The sequence below is a fragment of the Aquimarina callyspongiae genome (assembly GCF_034322225.1).
GTDB lineage: Bacteria > Bacteroidota > Bacteroidia > Flavobacteriales > Flavobacteriaceae > Aquimarina.
The window spans coordinates 945,698-965,835 of record NZ_JAXLPA010000002.1 but is presented as its reverse complement, the minus strand read 5'-3'; the positions used below and the strand labels follow the sequence as shown (position 1 = coordinate 965,835).

The 20,138-nt window shown below is 31.8% G+C and carries 16 protein-coding genes; 8 read left to right on the top strand and 8 right to left on the bottom strand.

Annotated features, from left to right (window positions below; genetic code table 11):
• Positions 1-58: 58 nt before the first annotated feature.
• From U0D62_RS11370 to U0D62_RS11360, 3 genes are all read right to left on the bottom strand, one after another.
• Positions 59-673, bottom strand: coding sequence for a YqaA family protein (locus tag U0D62_RS11370; protein ID WP_322287406.1), 615 nt, complete (start codon positions 671-673; stop codon positions 59-61).
• A gap of 228 nt (positions 674-901) precedes the next feature.
• Positions 902-1,267 carry a hypothetical protein gene (locus U0D62_RS11365; RefSeq protein WP_322287405.1) on the bottom strand — a complete coding sequence of 122 codons (366 nt, stop codon included), beginning with the start codon at positions 1,265-1,267 and terminating at the stop codon, positions 902-904.
• 471 nt (positions 1,268-1,738) lie between these two features.
• A complete protein-coding gene (locus U0D62_RS11360) occupies positions 1,739-3,433 on the bottom strand; it encodes an alpha-amylase family glycosyl hydrolase (protein WP_322287404.1) in 1,695 nt (564 codons plus the stop codon).
• Positions 3,434-3,662: 229 nt separating this feature from the next.
• Between U0D62_RS11360 and menA the strand changes: the two genes are divergently transcribed.
• The 8 genes from menA (at position 3,663) to U0D62_RS11320 (ending at position 14,404) form a co-directional block, all read left to right on the top strand.
• A complete protein-coding gene (menA, locus tag U0D62_RS11355; RefSeq protein WP_322287403.1) occupies positions 3,663-4,631 on the top strand; it encodes a 1,4-dihydroxy-2-naphthoate octaprenyltransferase in 969 nt (322 codons plus the stop codon).
• Positions 4,632-4,661: 30 nt separating this feature from the next.
• Positions 4,662-5,342: a metal-dependent hydrolase gene (locus tag U0D62_RS11350; protein WP_322287402.1), complete on the top strand. Its 681-nt coding sequence runs from the start codon at positions 4,662-4,664 to the stop codon at positions 5,340-5,342.
• Positions 5,342-6,382, top strand: a complete 1,041-nt coding sequence (locus U0D62_RS11345) for an o-succinylbenzoate synthase (RefSeq protein ID WP_322287401.1) — start codon at positions 5,342-5,344, stop codon at positions 6,380-6,382. Before U0D62_RS11350 ends, U0D62_RS11345 begins: the two co-directional genes overlap by 1 nt.
• Before the next feature lie 9 nt (positions 6,383-6,391).
• Positions 6,392-7,339, top strand: coding sequence for a CPBP family intramembrane glutamic endopeptidase (locus U0D62_RS11340; protein ID WP_322287400.1), 948 nt, complete (start codon positions 6,392-6,394; stop codon positions 7,337-7,339).
• Between the two features lie 37 nt (positions 7,340-7,376).
• On the top strand, positions 7,377-8,513 hold the full coding sequence (locus U0D62_RS11335) for an AMP-binding protein (protein WP_322287399.1): 1,137 nt from the start codon (positions 7,377-7,379) through the stop codon (positions 8,511-8,513).
• A gap of 105 nt (positions 8,514-8,618) precedes the next feature.
• A complete protein-coding gene (locus U0D62_RS11330) occupies positions 8,619-10,730 on the top strand; it encodes a YfbK domain-containing protein (RefSeq protein WP_322287398.1) in 2,112 nt (703 codons plus the stop codon).
• Between the two features lie 102 nt (positions 10,731-10,832).
• The gene (locus U0D62_RS11325; protein WP_322287397.1) at positions 10,833-13,070 is read left to right on the top strand and encodes a TonB-dependent receptor plug domain-containing protein; all 2,238 of its coding nucleotides are present in this window, start codon (positions 10,833-10,835) and stop codon (positions 13,068-13,070) included.
• Positions 13,071-13,087: 17 nt separating this feature from the next.
• A complete protein-coding gene (locus tag U0D62_RS11320) occupies positions 13,088-14,404 on the top strand; it encodes a M24 family metallopeptidase (protein ID WP_322287396.1) in 1,317 nt (438 codons plus the stop codon).
• Between the two features lie 87 nt (positions 14,405-14,491).
• Here U0D62_RS11320 and U0D62_RS11315 read toward each other — a convergent pair whose 3' ends face one another.
• From U0D62_RS11315 to U0D62_RS11295, 5 genes are all read right to left on the bottom strand, one after another.
• Positions 14,492-15,295, bottom strand: a complete 804-nt coding sequence (locus U0D62_RS11315; protein WP_322287395.1) for a hypothetical protein — start codon at positions 15,293-15,295, stop codon at positions 14,492-14,494.
• Between the two features lie 216 nt (positions 15,296-15,511).
• Positions 15,512-15,715: a hypothetical protein gene (locus U0D62_RS11310; protein WP_322287394.1), complete on the bottom strand. Its 204-nt coding sequence runs from the start codon at positions 15,713-15,715 to the stop codon at positions 15,512-15,514.
• A 250-nt stretch (positions 15,716-15,965) separates the two neighbouring features.
• Positions 15,966-18,185, bottom strand: coding sequence for a S8/S53 family peptidase (locus U0D62_RS11305; protein WP_322287393.1), 2,220 nt, complete (start codon positions 18,183-18,185; stop codon positions 15,966-15,968).
• A 38-nt stretch (positions 18,186-18,223) separates the two neighbouring features.
• On the bottom strand, positions 18,224-19,234 hold the full coding sequence (pilV, locus tag U0D62_RS11300) for a shufflon system plasmid conjugative transfer pilus tip adhesin PilV (protein WP_322287392.1): 1,011 nt from the start codon (positions 19,232-19,234) through the stop codon (positions 18,224-18,226).
• A gap of 108 nt (positions 19,235-19,342) precedes the next feature.
• A complete protein-coding gene (locus tag U0D62_RS11295; RefSeq protein ID WP_322287391.1) occupies positions 19,343-19,966 on the bottom strand; it encodes a hypothetical protein in 624 nt (207 codons plus the stop codon).
• Between the last annotated feature and the right edge of the window lie 172 nt (positions 19,967-20,138).

Sequence of the window (20,138 nt, the reverse complement as noted above, 5' to 3'; positions counted from 1 at the left end):
AATTTATTTTACTGCAAAATTCGGTGTAACCCTTTGTAAAAACAAATTTTATTTAGATTTAAATTAGATTAAAAATTGCAATGGCATATAAATAGAAACGAAGAAATCTAAGTAGTCCAAACAACAAATAATTAGTAAAAGGATATTTGATCATTCCTGCTGCAATACTGGTAATCGAAAAAGGAATTGGTAATAATGCACCAACTATAATTAGAAACCCTCCCCATTTTCTAGTATTCTTAATATGCTTGGCCATTTTTACTTCAAGGTAATTATGAACTGAAGGTATTTTGGTAATCCATTTTCCTAAAAAATAAGAAATAATACCACCCGCATATGATAAAGATGCTAATATGGATAGATATAATATAGGGCTAGTTGATTTATCCGTCCAGGCGATAAAGATTTCTGGCGGAATTAAACCTAACAGAGATTCTGAAGCAAAGAAAACTCCAAATACTACATAATCAGAATAATTTTCGGTTACATAAATCAATAAATCATTGATATTAATCACAAAATAATTAACTATCACTAAGGCGCCAATAAATAAAAGAATAGGAGGGAGTGCTTTTTTAAGACTAGTGCCTAAAAATTTATAAAAGCCAGTATAGCTATAATATTGATGTAATAATTGTAAACGCGTTTTCTTGACTGACGATCGAGACTTCATTTTCTGTAAATTCTTCAAAAAGGCTGTAAAAATAAGTTTTATATTGTTTTTATTCGTTTAAAAAATCATAAAGTTTGTCTATGAATACTAACAATTCTTACAAAAAAGGTTTAAATTTTATGAATAAAGGCTGATAAAAACAAAAAATAAAAACCTTAGAGAACATAAAAATTATTATCTCTAAGGCTTAATATAAATGTATATTGTTAACTACTTAAAATGACTTTTTTAAAATTCATTTAAGGCATTTCTATAGTCTTTAAGATCAGAAATATTCATTCTATTATTAAGATCTTTGATTAATGACAACATATAGGATAAACTCTCTACCGGATCTAAGGTAGTTTCAGAAACAGTTGCTACTTCTTGGTCTTCAATCGGTTCATCATCCGGGATAGGTATCATGAATGAATCATTTTCTTCGATATGTTCATAAGTAAGACGAAGTACTTTTACTACTAGAGGAACTTGTTGCTCCAAAGCATAAGTTCGCAGTTCTTTAAGATCATCGATCATTGAATCCGTATTAATTCCGGATGCATCCAGATTGGATATAATTTTATCAATTAATTTAAGTGCCTTTTTATTTTCCAAAGATTATAGAATTATTGAGATTAAAAAATGAGTGTGACAAATTTAGTGGTTTAGGTATATCTTTAAAATCTTTTAAGTTAATTTATTTTGATTTTGTTAAACAAAAGAGAGAAATAACAAAATTAACATATTAAATCATTTTATGTAATGTGTTGATAATCAACGTTTTAAATTGTAAATATTTGATTTATACTAGTATTCCTGCTAAAGTTTGAGGTAAAACCGTAACCTACATAACTACAATCCTTTTTATCTTTGAAAAGTATTCCAATTACAATTTTTCCCTTACTTTTTTTGTTTTCCCCAACACTTACCTCCTTGAATACAGGAGGTAAGTTCTTCTTATACCATTTCTAAATTAAAATAATTTTACTTTGTTGGTTGTTGTAAGTATCAGTTATATAATAAGTTAAAACGACTTAAAATACATTTTAAGCCGTTTTAAACATAATGATTTGATTAAATATTCTATTATTTTTGCTCCAAAAGAACGATCTGATATTCAGAATTTATACTTATTGTATTTCCTGATACAGTAGCTTCTTCACCAGAATAAAGGTCTTTTATTTTGGATCCTTCGGGAAAAATTTCCCCGATTCGTATCAATTTTTCTCCTTTTGGAAGATCTAATCCAATAATTACTTGATCAGAATATCCATTCTTTATATAAGATCTAGAAAAAATATAAGGCGAAGAGGATAATAATTTATGCTTTCCAGCTCCAATGGCAGGATGATCTTTTCTAAATGTACCTAGTTTTTGCCAATGTGATAATAACTTTTTAGTTTCTGGATTTTCTAATGCTTCCCAATTCATATAAGAACGTAAAGTTGCATCCCCTTCTGTATCTGCAATAATAAGAGGTCTGGCGGTTTCATCTCCATAATATATTTGAGATATCCCTGGCGTTAACAAAAGTTTGGTAGCAGATTCATATGAATTGAGTCGTTCTTTGTCAAAAGGATCTCCGTCATCATGAGATGTTATATAGTTCATTACACTTTTTCCAATTAGACTGGTGTGTAGTAATTCACTATACTTACTAAACAAATTATCATAATCACTTTGTCTGGCATCATACTTAAATTGAAAATTGATCATATTATCAAAACCATTGGCAAAATAATCAACTCTTTTATCGCTAAAGTGATAAAAACGCTTTCTGTTTACTCCATAGCCATATAATTCTCCTAGCATATAAAACTCATTATCATCTAATACTTTATTAGGGTTTTTAGATTTCCATTCAGAAAAGGCAGATTTTGCTTGTTCTGCCAAAACACTCCAAGCACTTTCTTCAACGTGTTTTACAGTATCTACTCGATATCCGTCGATACCTAATTCACGTACATAATCTGTTAACCATTTAATGATATAATTTTTTGGAGATCTTTTAAGACCTGTTTTAGTAAAGAAGATATCCAACTCTGCTATTTCTATTTCTAATCTACCTTCAGATTTCCATTTATTAACTAAAGCTGGCGGTAATTCAACATCTTCATTATTTTCTGTCCTAATATCTGGAAGGTTTTTTACCAGCGTACAAGAAACTGCGCTTTCATAATCTTTATAAGTACATTGTGGTGCAGTGCGTACCCAATTATCTGGCCAAACAGGATCCTGTTTTGTTACTGGACCGGTATGATTCATAACTACATCCATTAATATTCTAATATCATTGTTATGAGCAGTTTCTACTAATTGCTTAAGATCTTTCATGGTACCAAAATTGGGATCTATTTTTGTCCAGTCTTTTGCCCAATATCCATGATAGGCATAAGTATTTCCGGTACCTTCATCAACACTACCATGAATTTGTTCTACAACAGGCGTAAACCAGATGGCGTTAACACCAAGGTTTTTAAAATACCCTTCTTCAATTTTTTGAATAATACCTTTGATATCACCTCCTTCAAAACCTCTTAATTCGCCAGTTTTTTTGGTGCGATCTAGAACTTTATCATTGGTCGGATCACCGTTATGAAATCGATCGGTTAAAAGAAAGTATACATTTGCGCCTTCCCATACAAAAGGAAGTTCTTTTGCAGTAGTATTGTTTTCTTCAGAACTCTTAGGCTGTATATTTTCTTCCTTCTTAGTATCATTTTTACAAGCAATTACAGCACACAAGAGTAAAACAGTAATAATTCTTTTTAAATAGTTCATAGGTTATTAGTGGTTTAAAAAGGCTAATCTATAAAAAAGTCTTATAAAACGATAAATTGCGTAATTGCTAAATTCATAAAAATAGCCTACTTAATAACCTATTATTAAATAAAAAAAGTAGAATATTGCGTTTTAATAAAATCAAAAGGGTTTCCTTAACATTAATTGATTAATTAATTTTTATTTTTTTCTCAAAATGGTGTTCCTTTGAAAAACTAAATATTCTATAATGACTAAATTCAAAGCCTGGATTTCTGCTGCGCGATTGCGTACTTTACCTTTATCCGTTTCTGGAATAATCGTTGGTGCAGTTTTAGGGCATAGATATTATTTTAACCAGAAAATTGAATTATTAGATCGTGAACTTGATGGTTTGGCAAGTATGGCTCACGAAAGCTTTGTAGAAACTTTAATATTTTGGTTAGCTATAGCTACAACATTAGGGCTTCAAATACTTTCTAATTTTGCTAATGATTATGGAGATGGTGTAAAAGGTACAGATAATGAAGATAGAGTAGGACCACAAAGGGCATTACAGAGCGGCGCTATTACTAAAAAAGAAATGTTTAAAGGAATAGTAATTACTGCTATACTAACACTTATTGTTGCCATAGCATTAATTTATGAAGCCTTTGGTGCCACTTACTTCTTCTATTCTGTATTTTTCTTTGTATTAGGTTTGGCTTCTATAGCAGCAGCTATAAAATATACAATGGGTAACACAGCGTATGGATATAGAGGATTAGGTGATGTATTTGTTTTTATCTTTTTTGGGTTAGTAAGTGTTGTAGGTTGTTACTTTTTATATACCAAAAACCTGAACTTAATTATTTTCCTTCCGGCAATTGCGATAGGGTTGTTAAGTGCAGCGGTACTTAATCTTAACAATATGAGAGATCACGATAGTGATAAAAAAGCTGGAAAAAATACATTGGTAGTAAAACTGGGGATTCAAAGAGCTAGAACCTATCACTTTTCTTTAATTATATTGGCAATGATTGCTATGCTAACCTTTTTATACTTTACCTATGAAAACACAATGAATTTGTTATTTTTAATAGCTTTTATTCCATTATTGGTACATATAAGAAAAGTTGTTGTTACCAAAAAATCAGAATTATTAGATCCAGAACTTAAAAAAGTTGCATTGTCAACATTTTTACTATCTATTTTAATTAGCATAGGTCAAATTTTCTGATTAGTTCATATTAATTTAATATACCACACAATGAAAATTACATTTTACGGCCAGAATACTTTATTAATCGAAATAGAAAATACTAAAGTATTGGTAGATCCATTTATTACAGGAAATCCTCTATCCAAAGATATAGTAGATATTAATGACCTTAAAGTAGATTTTGTTCTTTTGACGCATGCACATCAAGATCATACGCTGGATGCAGAGGCAATTGCAAAAAACAGTAGTGCAACCATTGTGTCGAATTATGAAATAGCAATGTATTATCAAAATAAAGGTATCGAGGTACATCCAATGAATCATGGAGGTAGTTGGAATTTTGATTTTGGTAAAGTAAAATATGTTAATGCGATACATACCAGTAGTTTCCCTGATGGAACCTATGGTGGACAACCAGGAGGATTTGTGATAGAAGGAGAACATAAAACCATTTACATTGCAGGTGATACGGCATTAACAATGGATATGAAACTCATTCCTTTAGGTAATACATTAGATCTTGCAATACTACCTATTGGAGATAATTTTACGATGGGAGTTGATGACGCAATTATAGCAAGTGAATTTGTAGAATGTGATAAAATACTTGGAGTGCATTATGATACTTTTGGATATATAGAAATAGATCATGATGATGCTAAGAAAAAATTCTTTGAAAAAAATAAAGATTTGATGTTATTAGAAATAGGAGAGAGTATCGAGCTATAATGACTGCAACTTATCATAAACATATACTAGAGTTTAAAAGACCAAGTGGTACTTCAAGAGGAGTTCTAAAAACCAAAGAAACCTGGTTTATAGTGATTTCTTCAGAAGGTAAAAAAGGAATTGGAGAATGTGGGATATTAAGAACTTTAAGTATCGATGACAGACCCGATTATGAAGAAAAGTTAGAATGGACTTGTAATAATATTCATCTGGGAGTTGAGAAATTGTGGAAATCATTAATTGAATTCCCAAGTATTCAATTTGGAGTAGAAATGGCATTTCGTTCATTAGAAAGTGATTCACCATTTATATTATTTCCATCTGATTTTACCGATGGTATCGATCATATACCTATTAACGGATTGATATGGATGGGAGATAAGGATTACATGAAAACTCAGGTAGAAGAAAAACTAGGTCAGGGTTTTGATTGTATCAAGATGAAAATAGGAGCAATAGATTTTGATACAGAATTAAGCTTGTTATCTTCTATCAGATCTCAGTTTCCTTCTGATGTAATCGAGTTGAGGGTAGATGCAAATGGCGCTTTTAAACCAAATGAAGCATTAGAAAAATTGAAACAACTTTCTATTTATAATTTGCATAGTATAGAACAACCTATTCGCCAAGGCCAAACAGAAGAAATGTTTGAACTTTGCAAAAAAAAACCAATACCTATTGCCTTGGATGAAGAATTAATTGGGGTTTTTAATGTAACAGAAAAGAGAAAGTTGCTACAAACAATACAACCACAATATATTATTCTTAAGCCAAGTTTGATAGGAGGGTTTAAAGGAACCACAGAATGGATAGATCTGGCAAATGAATTAGAGATAGGATGGTGGATTACTAGTGCTTTAGAGAGTAATATAGGTTTAAATGCAATAGCACAGTTTACCTATATTTTAAATAATAGTATGCCACAAGGCTTAGGAACAGGAGGTTTGTATACTAATAATATCGAATCTCCATTGGCGGTAGAGCAAGGTTCTTTAAAATATAGAGCTAATAAAGAATGGAATATTAATTATATTAACTAAATAAGATACATGTACATAGCACAAGCTTTTAATATAAAACATGACTGGTGGAGATATTTTGTGGGAGCACTCATAATTTTTATTTTCTGGCAAATAATTGGACCTATACCTCTTACCATTACTGCATTTATAAAAGCAGGTAGCTTAGAGAGTTTTACCGAGGCGGCAACAACAAATTTTACTTCTTTGGGTATAGATTCTAATTTATTTTTATTCTTGGTAGTTCTTAGTTTTGCAATAGGGTTATTAGGAATATGGTTGGTAGCTAAACTATTACATAATCAAAAATTTAAAGAACTTACTACTTCTCGTAGAAAAACAGATTGGAAACGAATATGGTTTTCATTCTTCTTAGTAACTTCAGTGAGTATTGTATTTTTTCTTTTAAGCTATTTTGCTGAACCAGAAGTATATCAATTAAATTTTAAGCCTGTTCCCTTTTTAATATTGGCTGCAATCTCATTACTTTTATTGCCTTTTCAAACGAGTTTTGAAGAATATTTTTTTCGAGGTTATTTAATGCAAGGGATTGGAGTATTAGCAAATAATAAATGGATTCCATTGGTTATTACTTCTGTTACCTTTGGTTTATTACACGGATTAAATCCTGAAGTTGAAAAACTGGGTAGCATTATGATGGTGTTTTATATAGGGACTGGTTTCTTATTAGGAATTATGACGTTAATGGATGAGGGAATGGAGTTGGCACTAGGGTTTCATGCAGCTAATAACATTATTGCAGCGATGTTAGTTACTACAGATTGGAGTGCTTTTCAGACCAATGCTATATTTCTTGATACTTCAGAACCTTCAGCAGGAATAGATATCATTATGCCAGTAATTATACTTTATCCAATATACCTTTTAATAATGGCAAAGAAATATAAATGGACAGATTGGAAAGGCAAGCTATTTGGTAAAGTAAGAGATTATAATACAACCAGGGATTTAACGTAATTTTAATATATTCTTTACGTATTTATAACCTTATGGTATGATAGAAAGTAGAAATTTGAGTATGCAATCTATGAGTACATTTTCTATACCCAAAATACACGATAAATTTGCTATAAATCAGCAACTTGCAGATAATGAACTTCTGAAACGTATCGCTTACAATTTTGTTAAAGAGGGTGAGGTTTACGAACAGGAGGCAGGAAGTTTTTTGCTTGATTGGCTTAATGATAAAGATTATATACTTGTTAACACTTCAGGTTCTACCGGAACCCCCAAAAGAATTAAGGTGTATAAACAACATATGATTAATAGTGCAAAGGCTACCGGTAAGTTTTTTAAGGTAGAAGAAAGTACAACAGCTTTATTGTGTCTTTCTGCAGGTTATATAGCGGGAAAAATGATGTTGGTCAGAGCGATGGTTCTGGGATGGAAAATTGATATGGTTCCTCCACGTACAAACCCTTTGGATACGTTATATAAGCAATATGATTTTTGTGCAATGGTCCCTCTTCAGCTTGATAACTCCTTAAATAGACTACATCTTATTAAAAAGTTAATCGTAGGAGGAGGAAATGTTTCAGAAAACCTTAAAGAACTAGTGCAAGGTATTAAAACCAAAGTTTTTGAAACCTACGGAATGACAGAAACGGTTACTCATATAGCTGCCAGAAGGGTTAACCCTAAAAAAAAGGATAAAAAAGACGCTAAATATTTTAAAGCACTTCCTAACATTACTCTTTCAACGGATGATAGAGATTGTTTGGTTATAAAAGCACCTCAGCTTAATGATGAAACCATAGTGACAAATGATATTGTTACGTTAAAAACATATAAAAAGTTTATTTGGAAAGGTCGATATGATAATGTTATTAATAGTGGAGGTATAAAATTGTACCCTGAAGAGATAGAAACCAAATTACAGCAACTAATAGGACAACGGTTTTTTATTGCCGGTATTGCTGATGATGCTTTGGGGCAAAAAGTTGTATTGATTGTAGAACGTGATTATGATAAAATCGCATATCTCACATTAAAAGAAGCATTACATTCACTGAAAAGTATGTCAAAATATGAAATCCCAAAGGATATCTTCTTTATTTCACAGTTTATAGAAACTGAAACCGGTAAAATACAAAGGAATAAAACTTTGGAGTTGGTTTTAAGTGATATTTAAAAATAGTAGTGCTTTACTCATTGATAGTGTGTCTTCCCTCATTTCACGTTGTTATCTTGTGATGTGAAATTTAGTTTTAACTCATAATTATAAACTAATTGAATTATGAGACAACTAAACTACTTATTGATTTTACTGTTTATAACAGGAATATCATATGCACAGCAAATAAAAATTTCTGGTACTGTTAGCGATGAATCAAATATTTCATTACCTGGAGTAAATGTTGTAATTAAAGGGAGTACCATTGGTACGCAAACCAATTTTGATGGAAAGTACACAATTACGGCCAATGTTAATGATATCCTGCAATTTGGTTTTATTGGATATGAATTACAGGAAGTAAAAGTAACTTCAGAATCTAAGGTAATAGACGTTCAAATGGTTCCTTCTTTATCACTTCTAGAAGAAGTTGTTGTTACTACTAAAGCAGTGAAAAGAACAAGAAAATCTTTAGGGTATACGGTATCTAAAGTTGGAAATCAATCTATTTCCAGACGTAAATCAAACAGACGTAAAAAGCGTATAAAAACAAACCTCAATGGTAGAGTTTCTGGAGTAGCTATCTCCCAAAATTCAGATAGCAAAAGTGTAATGATCAGAGGGTTGAGTTCTATTTCTAATAATAAACAACCTTTATATATTGTAGATGGGGTACCTATAGAGAAGAAGGATATCGAAGCCATCAGAGTATTGAATCCTGATAAAATTTCAAAAGTCAAAGTTTATAAAAGAGCACAGGCTTCTTCTATTTTTGGGAGTAAAGCAAAACATGGCTGTGTGGTAATAACCACTCATGCAGGAAATTATAGAGTGAATAATGAATCTTATAAAGAGATTATTGAGAATGATTTTAAAAGAGTACATACAACGCCACTTTCAACCTTTTCTATTGATGTCGATAAAGCTTCTTATAGTAACATTAGAAGAATGATCAATGCAGGTGATAAAATACCTGCAGATGCAGTAAAGATTGAAGAAATGGTAAATTATTTTTCATATAACTATCCACAACCTACAGATGTTCACCCATTCGCAATACATACAGAATATTCTGCATCACCGTGGAATAAAGGAACGCAATTGGTAAAAATAGGATTAAAGGGGAAAGAGGTTCCAAAAAATGAAATTCCAGCATCAAACCTTGTTTTTCTGATTGATGTATCCGGATCAATGGGGAGTTCTAATAAATTACCACTTCTTAAAAACGCTTTTAAATTATTAGTAAATCAATTAAGAGAAAAAGATAAGGTATCGATAGTAGTGTATGCAGGAGCAGCAGGAATGGTTTTAAAACCGACTTCTGGAGCTCATAAAAATAAAATTATAGAATCTCTTCAAAACCTGGAGGCAGGAGGCTCTACAGCTGGAGGAGAAGGTATCAAACTAGCCTATAAAATTGCAAAAGAGAATTTTATTAAAAATGGTAATAATAGAGTCATTTTGGCAACAGATGGTGATTTTAATGTGGGTATGAGTAGTGATAAGGATATGAAAGATCTAATTCTGGAAAAACGTCAATCAGGAGTTTTTCTTACCTGTCTTGGCTTTGGAATGGGGAATTATAAAGACAGTAAATTAGAAACGTTAGCAGATAAAGGAAATGGAAACCACGCTTATATTGACACTATGCAAGAAGCTCAATTAGTTCTGGGGAAAGAATTTGGAGGTACATTATATACGATAGCAAAGGATGTTAAAATCCAGGTAGAATTTAACCCTGGTAAGATACAAGCATATAGACTGATTGGATATGAGAACAGACTATTAGCAGATGAAGATTTTATTGATGATACTAAGGACGCTGGAGAACTAGGTAGTGGTCATACAGTGACGGCATTGTATGAAGTTATACCAGTTGGAGTAAAAAGCGAGTATGTCAAAAATGTTGCTAATCTCAAATATACTGAAGCAAAAACAAATACAGCGTATGGAGATGAATTGCTGACCGTTAAATTTAGATATAAAAAACCTCAAAAAAATAGAAGTGTAGAGATGACACATGTCTTAAATATAAAGGAGAACCCAACAGTTTCAGAAGATTTTAAATTTGCTGCGTCTGTGGCTTGGTTTGGAATGCTATTAAGAAAATCAAAATATGTAAAAAACCAGAATATTGAAGATATTACTACTCTTGCTTCTTCTAATAAAGGTAAAGATGAACAAGGGTATCGAAGTGAGTTTGTTAGATTGATAAATAGTTATCAAGGATTGTAATACGATAGTGTAAGTAATCTGCTTTAATAAAGGAAGCGTCTGTATAGTTTTGCAGGCGCTTCTTTTTTTACCTATATTTATTTTTTAACACAAATTTATACTATGAAAAGGCTATTGATATTGTTAGTTATTTCTTTCTGTATTTCTGGAGTTATGGCTAATAACGGAATCTTAAAACAAAAAGTTAATAGTATAGTTGTCTATTGGGATGCTTCTCTTTCGCAAAAAGATAAGAACGTTCAAAAAGAATTTGAATTTCTTGATGCCTTTTTTAAAGCAAATACTATTTCAAAAGTACAGGTTGTTATTTTTAACTCCTCAGTAGTTTCTAATAAAGAAATCACCTTAAAATCCTCAGATTGGTCTTCTTTGCGTAACCAACTTAGTAATGTAATATATGATGGAGGATCAGATTTTAAATTAGTCAATACAGAATTAACCACAGATCTATTATTTTTATTTACAGACGGGAAAAGTAATTTTGGGGATTTTGAAGCAAGCCTATACAGTCCTAAAATTATTACGGTAAGTAGTCAAGCTAATATTAATAAAAAATTCTTGCACGAAACAGCATATTATAATAGAGGATATTATATTAATTTGTTAGAGTCTGATATTCCATCTTCTATTAAAGCACTTAAGGAAGAGAAAACGCTGCCAAAATTAAAATTCGTAACTAAAGTAGAAGTTGATAAGAACTATATTCAAGGTATAGTTAGTGATGAACTGGGAGTATTAAGAAACGCAAATGTTATTGTACAAGGTAAAAATATAACAACTATAACGGCAAGTGATGGTAGCTATACTATAACAGCAGAACCAAAAGATGTATTGACTTTTAGCTATCGTAACAAAAAAAACGCCACAATAGAGCTGGGAAATGAGAAAATAATTAACGTGCAATTACAGGATGTTGATAATGAGTTGGATACTGTATTTATTAAAACCGTAGAAAGTAAAGAAGAAGATAAAAAAGTTAATGTTGGGGATAGAATAGTTGATAAAAAATCATTGGGATATAGTGTACAAAGTATAGACTCTGATGATATTAGTGGCGATGAAATAGATTTAGGAGAATCTTTGGCCGGAAAAGTTTCTGGATTACAAATGGGTAATAACAATGATCCGGGACAGGCAATTATACGTGGGTTTGATTCATTTATAGGAAGTAATCATCCTCTATTTGTTATAGATGGTGTTCCTTTACCACAAAGTGGGGTAAGTCAAGCTAACAAGAAACCTACCGATGTTGTTGATCCCAATAATATTGCAAACATTACTGTGTTAAAGGGATTGGCAGCTACTAACCGTTACGGAACTACGGGCCGGAATGGAGTTATTTTAATTACTACCAAAACATCAGTAAACAAATATACAGGGGCAAAAGAAGAAACAGATGAACCTCTTAAAATAGAGTATAAAATGTTTACATCTCCACTTACGATTGCAAACCAACAAAACTCTGGTTATATCAAGATGTTAAAAAGTATTACAGATATAGATAAAGCATATACCCATTATCTTGATAAACGAGAGCAAAACATTGATAACATTACATATTATGTAGAATCATCTTTGCACTTCTTTGATGAAGGAGAGAAAGAAAAAGGAATAAGAATTTTATCTAATTTAGCCGAAAAATATCCTAATGATACTTCAGTATTAAAAATTATGGCTTTTAATTTAGAGAATCATGGATTATATGAGGAGGCTATGATGGTTTATAAACGTATTGTCAAAATTTCTCCTTCTTTATCACAAGCACATTTGGATCTGGCAAACATATATTCTAATGGAAAAGAATATCAAAAATCTATCGATTTATTCAAAAAAATAACAAATAATAAAATACAAGATATCATTTCATTTAATGGGTTACAAAATCAAATATCTAACGATTTTAAAGGTTTGCTATTCAAAAGAGATAATACTTGGAAAACAAAAAAAATTGACCCTAAATATTTTACGATTCCAAAATACGATCTTAGAGTAGTGGTCAATTGGTCTCATCCGCAAACGGAATATGAATTACAATATATCAATCAAAAAAAACAATATTTTATATTAAGCCATACGTTAGAAAAGAATAAAAATGTATTAGCACAGGAACTTAAAGAAGGGTATAACTCAGAAGAATTCGTGTTATCTGATGTTGAGAAAGGAGAGTGGTATCTCAATTTAATAATTCCTAATCAAAAGACTCCTGATATAAAATATCCTAAATTTCTTAAAATAAAAGTATATACTAACTATGGTTATAAAGAAGAAAAATTAAACACATATATCATCAATTTAGAAAGAATTAGTAATTCTAAACTTTTTGCCTCTTTTAAAATTTAACCTATACTCAATAACAAATGAAAAAACTCTTAATCATTACTTTACTTTTTATGTCAACTATGCAAGCTCAAATTCTTTCAGAAAGAGATAGAGCAGATGCTATAGATATGATTCTATCAGACAGGTTTAATACTCTTTTACCTCAATTGATGGATAAAACAGAGTTTGACATGTGGATTTTAATATCACGAGAGTATAATGAAGATCCAGTACTTAAAACGATGCTGCCAGCGTCTTGGTTAAATGCCAGGAGAAGAACTATTTTAGTTTTTTATAGAGATAAAACTAAAAATACAATAGAAAAATTGGCCGTCGCCAGGTATAACGTGGGTAAATATATCGATTCTGCCTGGGACAAAGAGAAAGAACCAGATCAATGGAAAGCTTTAGTAAATATTATCAAAGAAAGAAATCCTCAAAAGATCGGGATCAATTATTCTAAACATTTTGGTATTGTAGATGGTGTTGTAAAAACAGATTATGAAGAGTTTATGGCTGCTTTACCAGAAGATTATAAACCAAAAATCACTTCGGCAGAAAAATTAGCTATTGCCTGGATTGAAACCAGAACACCTCAGGAGATGGAGATTTATAAAGAATTGGTAAAAATAACTCATGATATTATTGCAGAAGCGTTTAGTACAGCTGTAATTAAACCAGGTACTACTACTACAGATGATGTAGAGTGGTGGCTTCGACAAAAGGTTACTGATATGGGGCTTAGAACTTGGTTTCACCCTACAGTAGATATTCAAAGAACTGGAGAGAATTTAGAAAGTCATATTGAATCTTTTTCAAATAGACCTGATGATAAAATCATTATAAAAGGAGACTTGATACATTGTGATTTTGGGATTACATATTTGAGACTGAATACTGATTGTCAACAACACGCATATATACTTAAGAATGAAGAAACCGCTCCACCAGGATTTTTAGTAAAAGCTTTTGCAGATGGTAATAGGGTACAGGATATTTTTACTGCCAACTTTGAAACTGGAAAAACCGGAAATGAGATCTTGTTAAAATCTTTAAAAGAAGGGAAAGAAGAAGGATTGAAACCAGCTATATATACGCACCCTTTAGGATTGTATGGACATTCATCTGGAACAACAATTGGGATGTGGGACTCTCAAGGCGGAGTTCCTGTAACAGGAGACTATCCATTATATGAAAATACAGTGTATGCTATTGAATTAAATACAACGGTCACCATTCCAGAGTGGAAAAAAGATATTAGAATCATGCTTGAAGAAGCTGGATTCTGGGGAGATAAAGGATTTAGGTATGTTAATGAAAGACAAACAAAATTAATTACGATACCTAAACGTTAAAACACAAGTATTAAAAAATCCGTAGTTTAAAAAAACTACGGATTTTTACTTATTTATCTAGAGGATGGCTATATCACCTTATTTGGTTTATAGCTCAATTTCTTCAGAAGTTCCATCAGGATAAGTTACCGTTGCTAAATTATCACAAGTACCATCACCAAAATTGATGGAAGCGGATACTCCATTCTCTGTCATAATTAGAGTACCAGTTGTAATATAATCACAGCTAAAAGTTCCTTGTAAAGAAGGATCTGTAGATAGAGAATAACTATCATCTCCAATAGTTACAGTCCAGTTACCAGTAATAGTATAACTAGCATCAACAGAATTTAGATCAGTAATTTCATACGTTTTTGTTCCACTTTCAGAAGCTGTTGTACCATCTTCAAAAGTAATAGACAGATCAGAAGTCACAGAATAACTAAAACTTCCTCCATCTGTGGTATTTAAAGTATATGATGTTGTTTTACTTCCGTTAAGAGTATTTCCACCAAATGTTAAGTTATCAAAGGTAATAGTAGAAGTAGTAGTGTTGTTATCAATAACAATGCTTACGTTAATGGTACCATTTATAATTTCACCATCACCAGCATCACAATTGTCAAAAGTGAGAGTATATCCATTTTCTGTAACACTAAAATCTGGACATCCTGGTTGACTAAATCTAGAATTTGTTTTAGAACTAGATCTATTCATAGAAAGATTGTCAATACTCAATCCATCGATAAAATTAGAAATTCTATCTACTTCAAGCCCTCTTTTTACCTCAGCTTGGGTAATCTCCTGTGATTGGGGGTTGTTGTTAGAGTCATCATCACTACAGCTAGTTACAAATAAGAAAGAAACCAGAATAGTTGCTAAGAAGCTAATTTTTAAAATACGTTTGTTCATTTTATTGCTTTTTTATGTATTCAATATTAACAGAATATTGAGATTTTTAGTATGCCAGCAAATGTGAAATTTTTATAATATCATGTTAAACAGTTGTTATATCCATATTAAAATACGTATGAAATTTGGTAGTTTTTCAAAAGATAGAGAAATAAAAAAAGGATAGTCCAAAAGTTTTTTGAACTATCCTTTTATTGTTTTTACGTTGTCGTGAATTTAGTAAGCGCAGATATCAAGAAAATAATCTACTCCATTAGCATTTATTGTCACTCCACAAGGCGTACAAGGACAATCACGATCAGAATTACATTGAATAATTTGTGGTTGGCAACCAAAACCAAATCCACCTCCATTTACAAATTTTTGCTCTTCTTTTCTAAGAATTTTTACTCCATTCAAGTTTAAAATGTTCTTTTTCATTGTGTATATATTTAATTATTAAAATTGGTATAAGCTAAATGTATAAATTTTGATTGTTAATAGGATTTAATGTTCCTTTTTTTAGCAACACTTTAGCAATTTTAATCCCTGCTTTTAAATAAAATTATATCAAAATGATAGAAAATTAACCTCGCTATTTTTGTTACAAGATAGTTCTGTACGGGTTTTGTAACATAATAGTTGTTTATCAAATTAAACAAAATGCGGTACTATAATCAATCAAAAAAAACTATCTGGAAATCAATATCTCTTTTGTGATTAATTTGGTATTATCAATAAATTTTACAAAGTATAAACCATTAGAAAGATCTGATAAATGTATAATGTTATCTTGCTTCTCTACTTTGTGAGATATTATTTTCTTACCTAAATAATCATACAATTCAACAGTATATTGATTATCATTTTTAAATGGGTAATCAATTACTATTCTGTCTTTTGCAGGATTTGGATATATAATTAGATCGTTATCGGTATTATAATTGACTGACGCTGACTTTTCATTTTCAATAAAAGCATACGTTATTTTGCTTTTTTGACGAGCACTTATAACTTCATTTTGAGTATTTGAGCATTCACCAATTAGAGCTGTAAAGTCTGCTCCAGAAGCTGCATCAAAATTTGGTAATAGAGTAACTTCGAATCCCGCTTTATAAGAAGCAGTTGCATTGTTAAAAATTGTGTTTTTAGCTATTATTGAGTTTGATGCTTCATGCGTATCGTTTTGTCCTGCGCTTACATTTTGCGTAATAATAATATTCTCTTCACATTCTGAAGTTTGAGCTGCCAATACTGCTTGATAAGCATCTACTAAACCGTACCCCAATTCATTATTCCAGATTCCATTGGGTCGACCTCCTGTATTAGTATAGACATATTGATCCGTTCTTATCTTTTGTGCAGATTGTTCTATGATTGTATTTACCTCTTGGACGGTTAAGCCTGGATTTTCACTTAAAACCAATGCTGCTACGCCTGCTACAAAGGGGCAAGCTGCAGAAGTCCCTCCGAAATCCAAAGTATAATCGTTATTAGAGTACCCTGCATTGCCTTGTAAATCTGTAGTTGGTACAGTAGTTCCACCACCTACTACATCAAGTGGAAGACCAAAACTACTTCCCTGGCGGCAATTTGAACACCAAGGATCGCAAGAATCAGGAACAATATCTATTCTTCCTGATCGTATTCCACATCGATCAATTGCTCCAACACATAATATCAGGGGATTTGAATTGGAAGGATACTGAGCACCATTTACATTATCATTTCCGCTAGAAAAAACCACAATACTTCCCAAGCCATTTCGTCCAAGAGCCAAGGCACTATCTACTGCGTCATCAAATATACTACTAGGTGTTCCTCCTCCCCAGGAGTTACTGATTACATCTGCACCATTTTGCCAGGCCCAATTCATGCCATCTGCTAACATCTGATAGGTAGTACCAGAAAAGCTCACACTTATTGAAATTAAATCTGAAGAGGGGGCAATTCCAGCGACTCCAAGTTGGTTATCCGTTATAGCACCAATAATTCCGGCACAGGCAGTCCCGTGATTTCCTCTTACCATGGATGGCGTAGAGTTAGTTTGTGCATCAAATCCAGCACCTAGTATATTAGCTTGGAGATCAGGATGCGTCATTTCGATTCCTTGATCTATTACTGCAACAGTAGTATTGTTACCGGTGGATAGATTCCAAGCTTGTTCAACATTAATATCAATACCCTTAACTCCACCATTTTGTCCAGTATTATTCAATGTCCATTGATTATTGAATAATGGGTCATTAGAATTTGCAAGGTCATGACATATAAATGCAGGCTCTGTAGCTTCAAAAACTCCAGATTCATAGAATATATTTGCCATATGTAGTGCATTCAGTTTTGAATCCTCCTTTATGGATATAGAGAACCAAAGTGGCATAAATTTATTGTGACCTAATATTTCTACATTTTCTACCTCTGCCATCTTATAAAGCTTGTCGATGTCCTTTTCCGTTTTTAGTTTGACGTAAAAATTACTTGACAAACCAATTTTATTCCCTTCTTTATTAATAAAAGTTGGAGAGGCATACAACACATTTGGATGAGATTTATAAGCCTTTATCTCCTCATAATAGCTGTTTTGGGATAATTGATTTCCATAAAGGGTTTCTAAATAAAAGGTTTTAATATTACTATGCTGACTCGCTAATTGATCTACAATAACTACATTACTCCTGGTGTAATCCTCAATAATTTCTGTGGTTTTTACATTTAAAGATTGATTTGAATTGAGAAAATTTACTTCTGGTTTTTTTAAGCTAACCGAAATGGTGCTATAATCAACCTCTAAATAAAATTTTTCTCCTTTGTAATAATAGAAATTCGTTTCAGAAGAAACTTGAGCTTGTATACTAGAACTCCCTAAAAAGAGAAACACAGAACACAACAAAAAAAATAGTTTTTTCATAATACATAATTTTAATTCATTATTAAATTATTCCAATCCTAGTTTCCTGTCTTTATGGAATTCATCAACGAAAGGTTAGATTTCTTTAGAGACTCAATATCTTTTTGTTGTTTGATAAGGTATAATGTAAGTTCCTCAATTTTTTCTAAGAGCTTAGCATTCATTTCTCCCACACTTATTCCGTTATCTTTAATTTCTTTTGCAGACGGTATATTAGGTAAATGACCATTTGTATTAATGTGGTTTTCTACTTCCTGTAGTGTTTTTAATTTATAATTGTGATTAAATACATAATCAGGCCAGTTTGCATATGTTCTTATTTTAAGTTCTTCTGCAAGTACCTTTCCTTTTACCGCCAATTTATAGTTACTGGTATCTGCGCCAGTTCCAATACCTACATTACCATTTTGATTAACAATAAAACGATTTCCAGCTGGTCCTACCTGTAGCTGTCCATCTGTTCTCATTACACCAGTATTATGATAAAAGTTCTTATTACCATAAGTCCTGATCCAATTACCATCAGTCATACGAAAACCACCTCCGTGAGATTGAAATAATATTCCGTTATTTCCAGATGCTCTTAACCAACCCCCGTTAGCATAGATATCTCCTTGGGCTTGAAATTTATAAACAGGATTAGAGGTTCCAATTCCTACATTACCGTTATTTTTAATTCGCATTCTTTCGGTTCCATTAGTAGAGTTTGAAGAGGCAAGAGTACCAATAACGATATCTCTTCCGCCGGCACTGCGGATATTAAAATCCCCAGAAGAAGAACTTGAATGATAATGTGCACTACTAGTTGATAAACCTATGGCTGCAACTCCAAAACTTGCTGTTGAAGTAGGAGAGAATAATATACCAGGAGCCGTTCCCGATAACAAGGTAAAAGAAGCAGGATTTATTGAGTGTACATGTAGTTTTTGTTTAGGACTTGTGGTTCCTATTCCAACATTTCCATTTGAAGGAAAAGTATTTTGTGCATGGATTTGTATCCCTGAAAATGTAATGAATAATACGATGATTATAGTGAATATATTTTTCATGTTTTGGTTATAATAAATGATCCTTACTCTGTTAAGGCTTTTCTGGAACCGCCTTTGTGTTTTCAACAACTTATACCAATTCTATTGGTATAAGTTGTTGAGTGTTTATTATGGACAAATAGGATCACAAGGTGGATCAATATGATCGTTAGGTCTTCTTACGGTTCTACCATCAGCCCATTTTCTGGCTTCTGGATTAACTACCCAAATTCGTAAACCACGACTTGCAAATTCTGTTCTTTCGAATGCACTTCCTAAACGCAATGTTATAACATCTTGCCCTTGAGCATTTACATATTGCTGGCGATTAGAACCTCTATAAGTACCAATGATACTAGAGCCTGTAGTAGTACGAATATCGACATAAGCATTGCTTTCAAAATTGTCTCCAACGATCCATATACAATAGTTGTCATCACATCCAGCACCTGCTCTAAATATTTTTGGAGTACCATCTCTAGAAACTATGGCAGCATTATATCTACCTAAGAATAAATTTACATTAGGACATCTGGGTATGGTTAAATATTCTTCAACCTTAAACCCTGGCGGAATTCCGTCAATAGAACATACAACTTGTACATCATTTGCACTTTTTTGCGAATCTAATTCAAGGTTTTCATTTTCAATAAGAGATTCATTTTCGATAAAAACATCATCTTCTTTTTGACAGCTGATAGCTCCTATCAGTAGTGTTATGATAAACACTATTTTGATTGCATTTGTTTTCATAATTTATAATTTGTGTTTTAAAAGTTTATGATTCTCGTCGACTAGAATGCTTTTGTAAAACTATATGCAAATCATTGATTTTAAAAGGGTAGGTGAGTCAGTTTTATAAATTTGACGTTATTGTTTATTGAGAAAAATTAAGGTATGAAATATGCTTTATGTATATTACTTA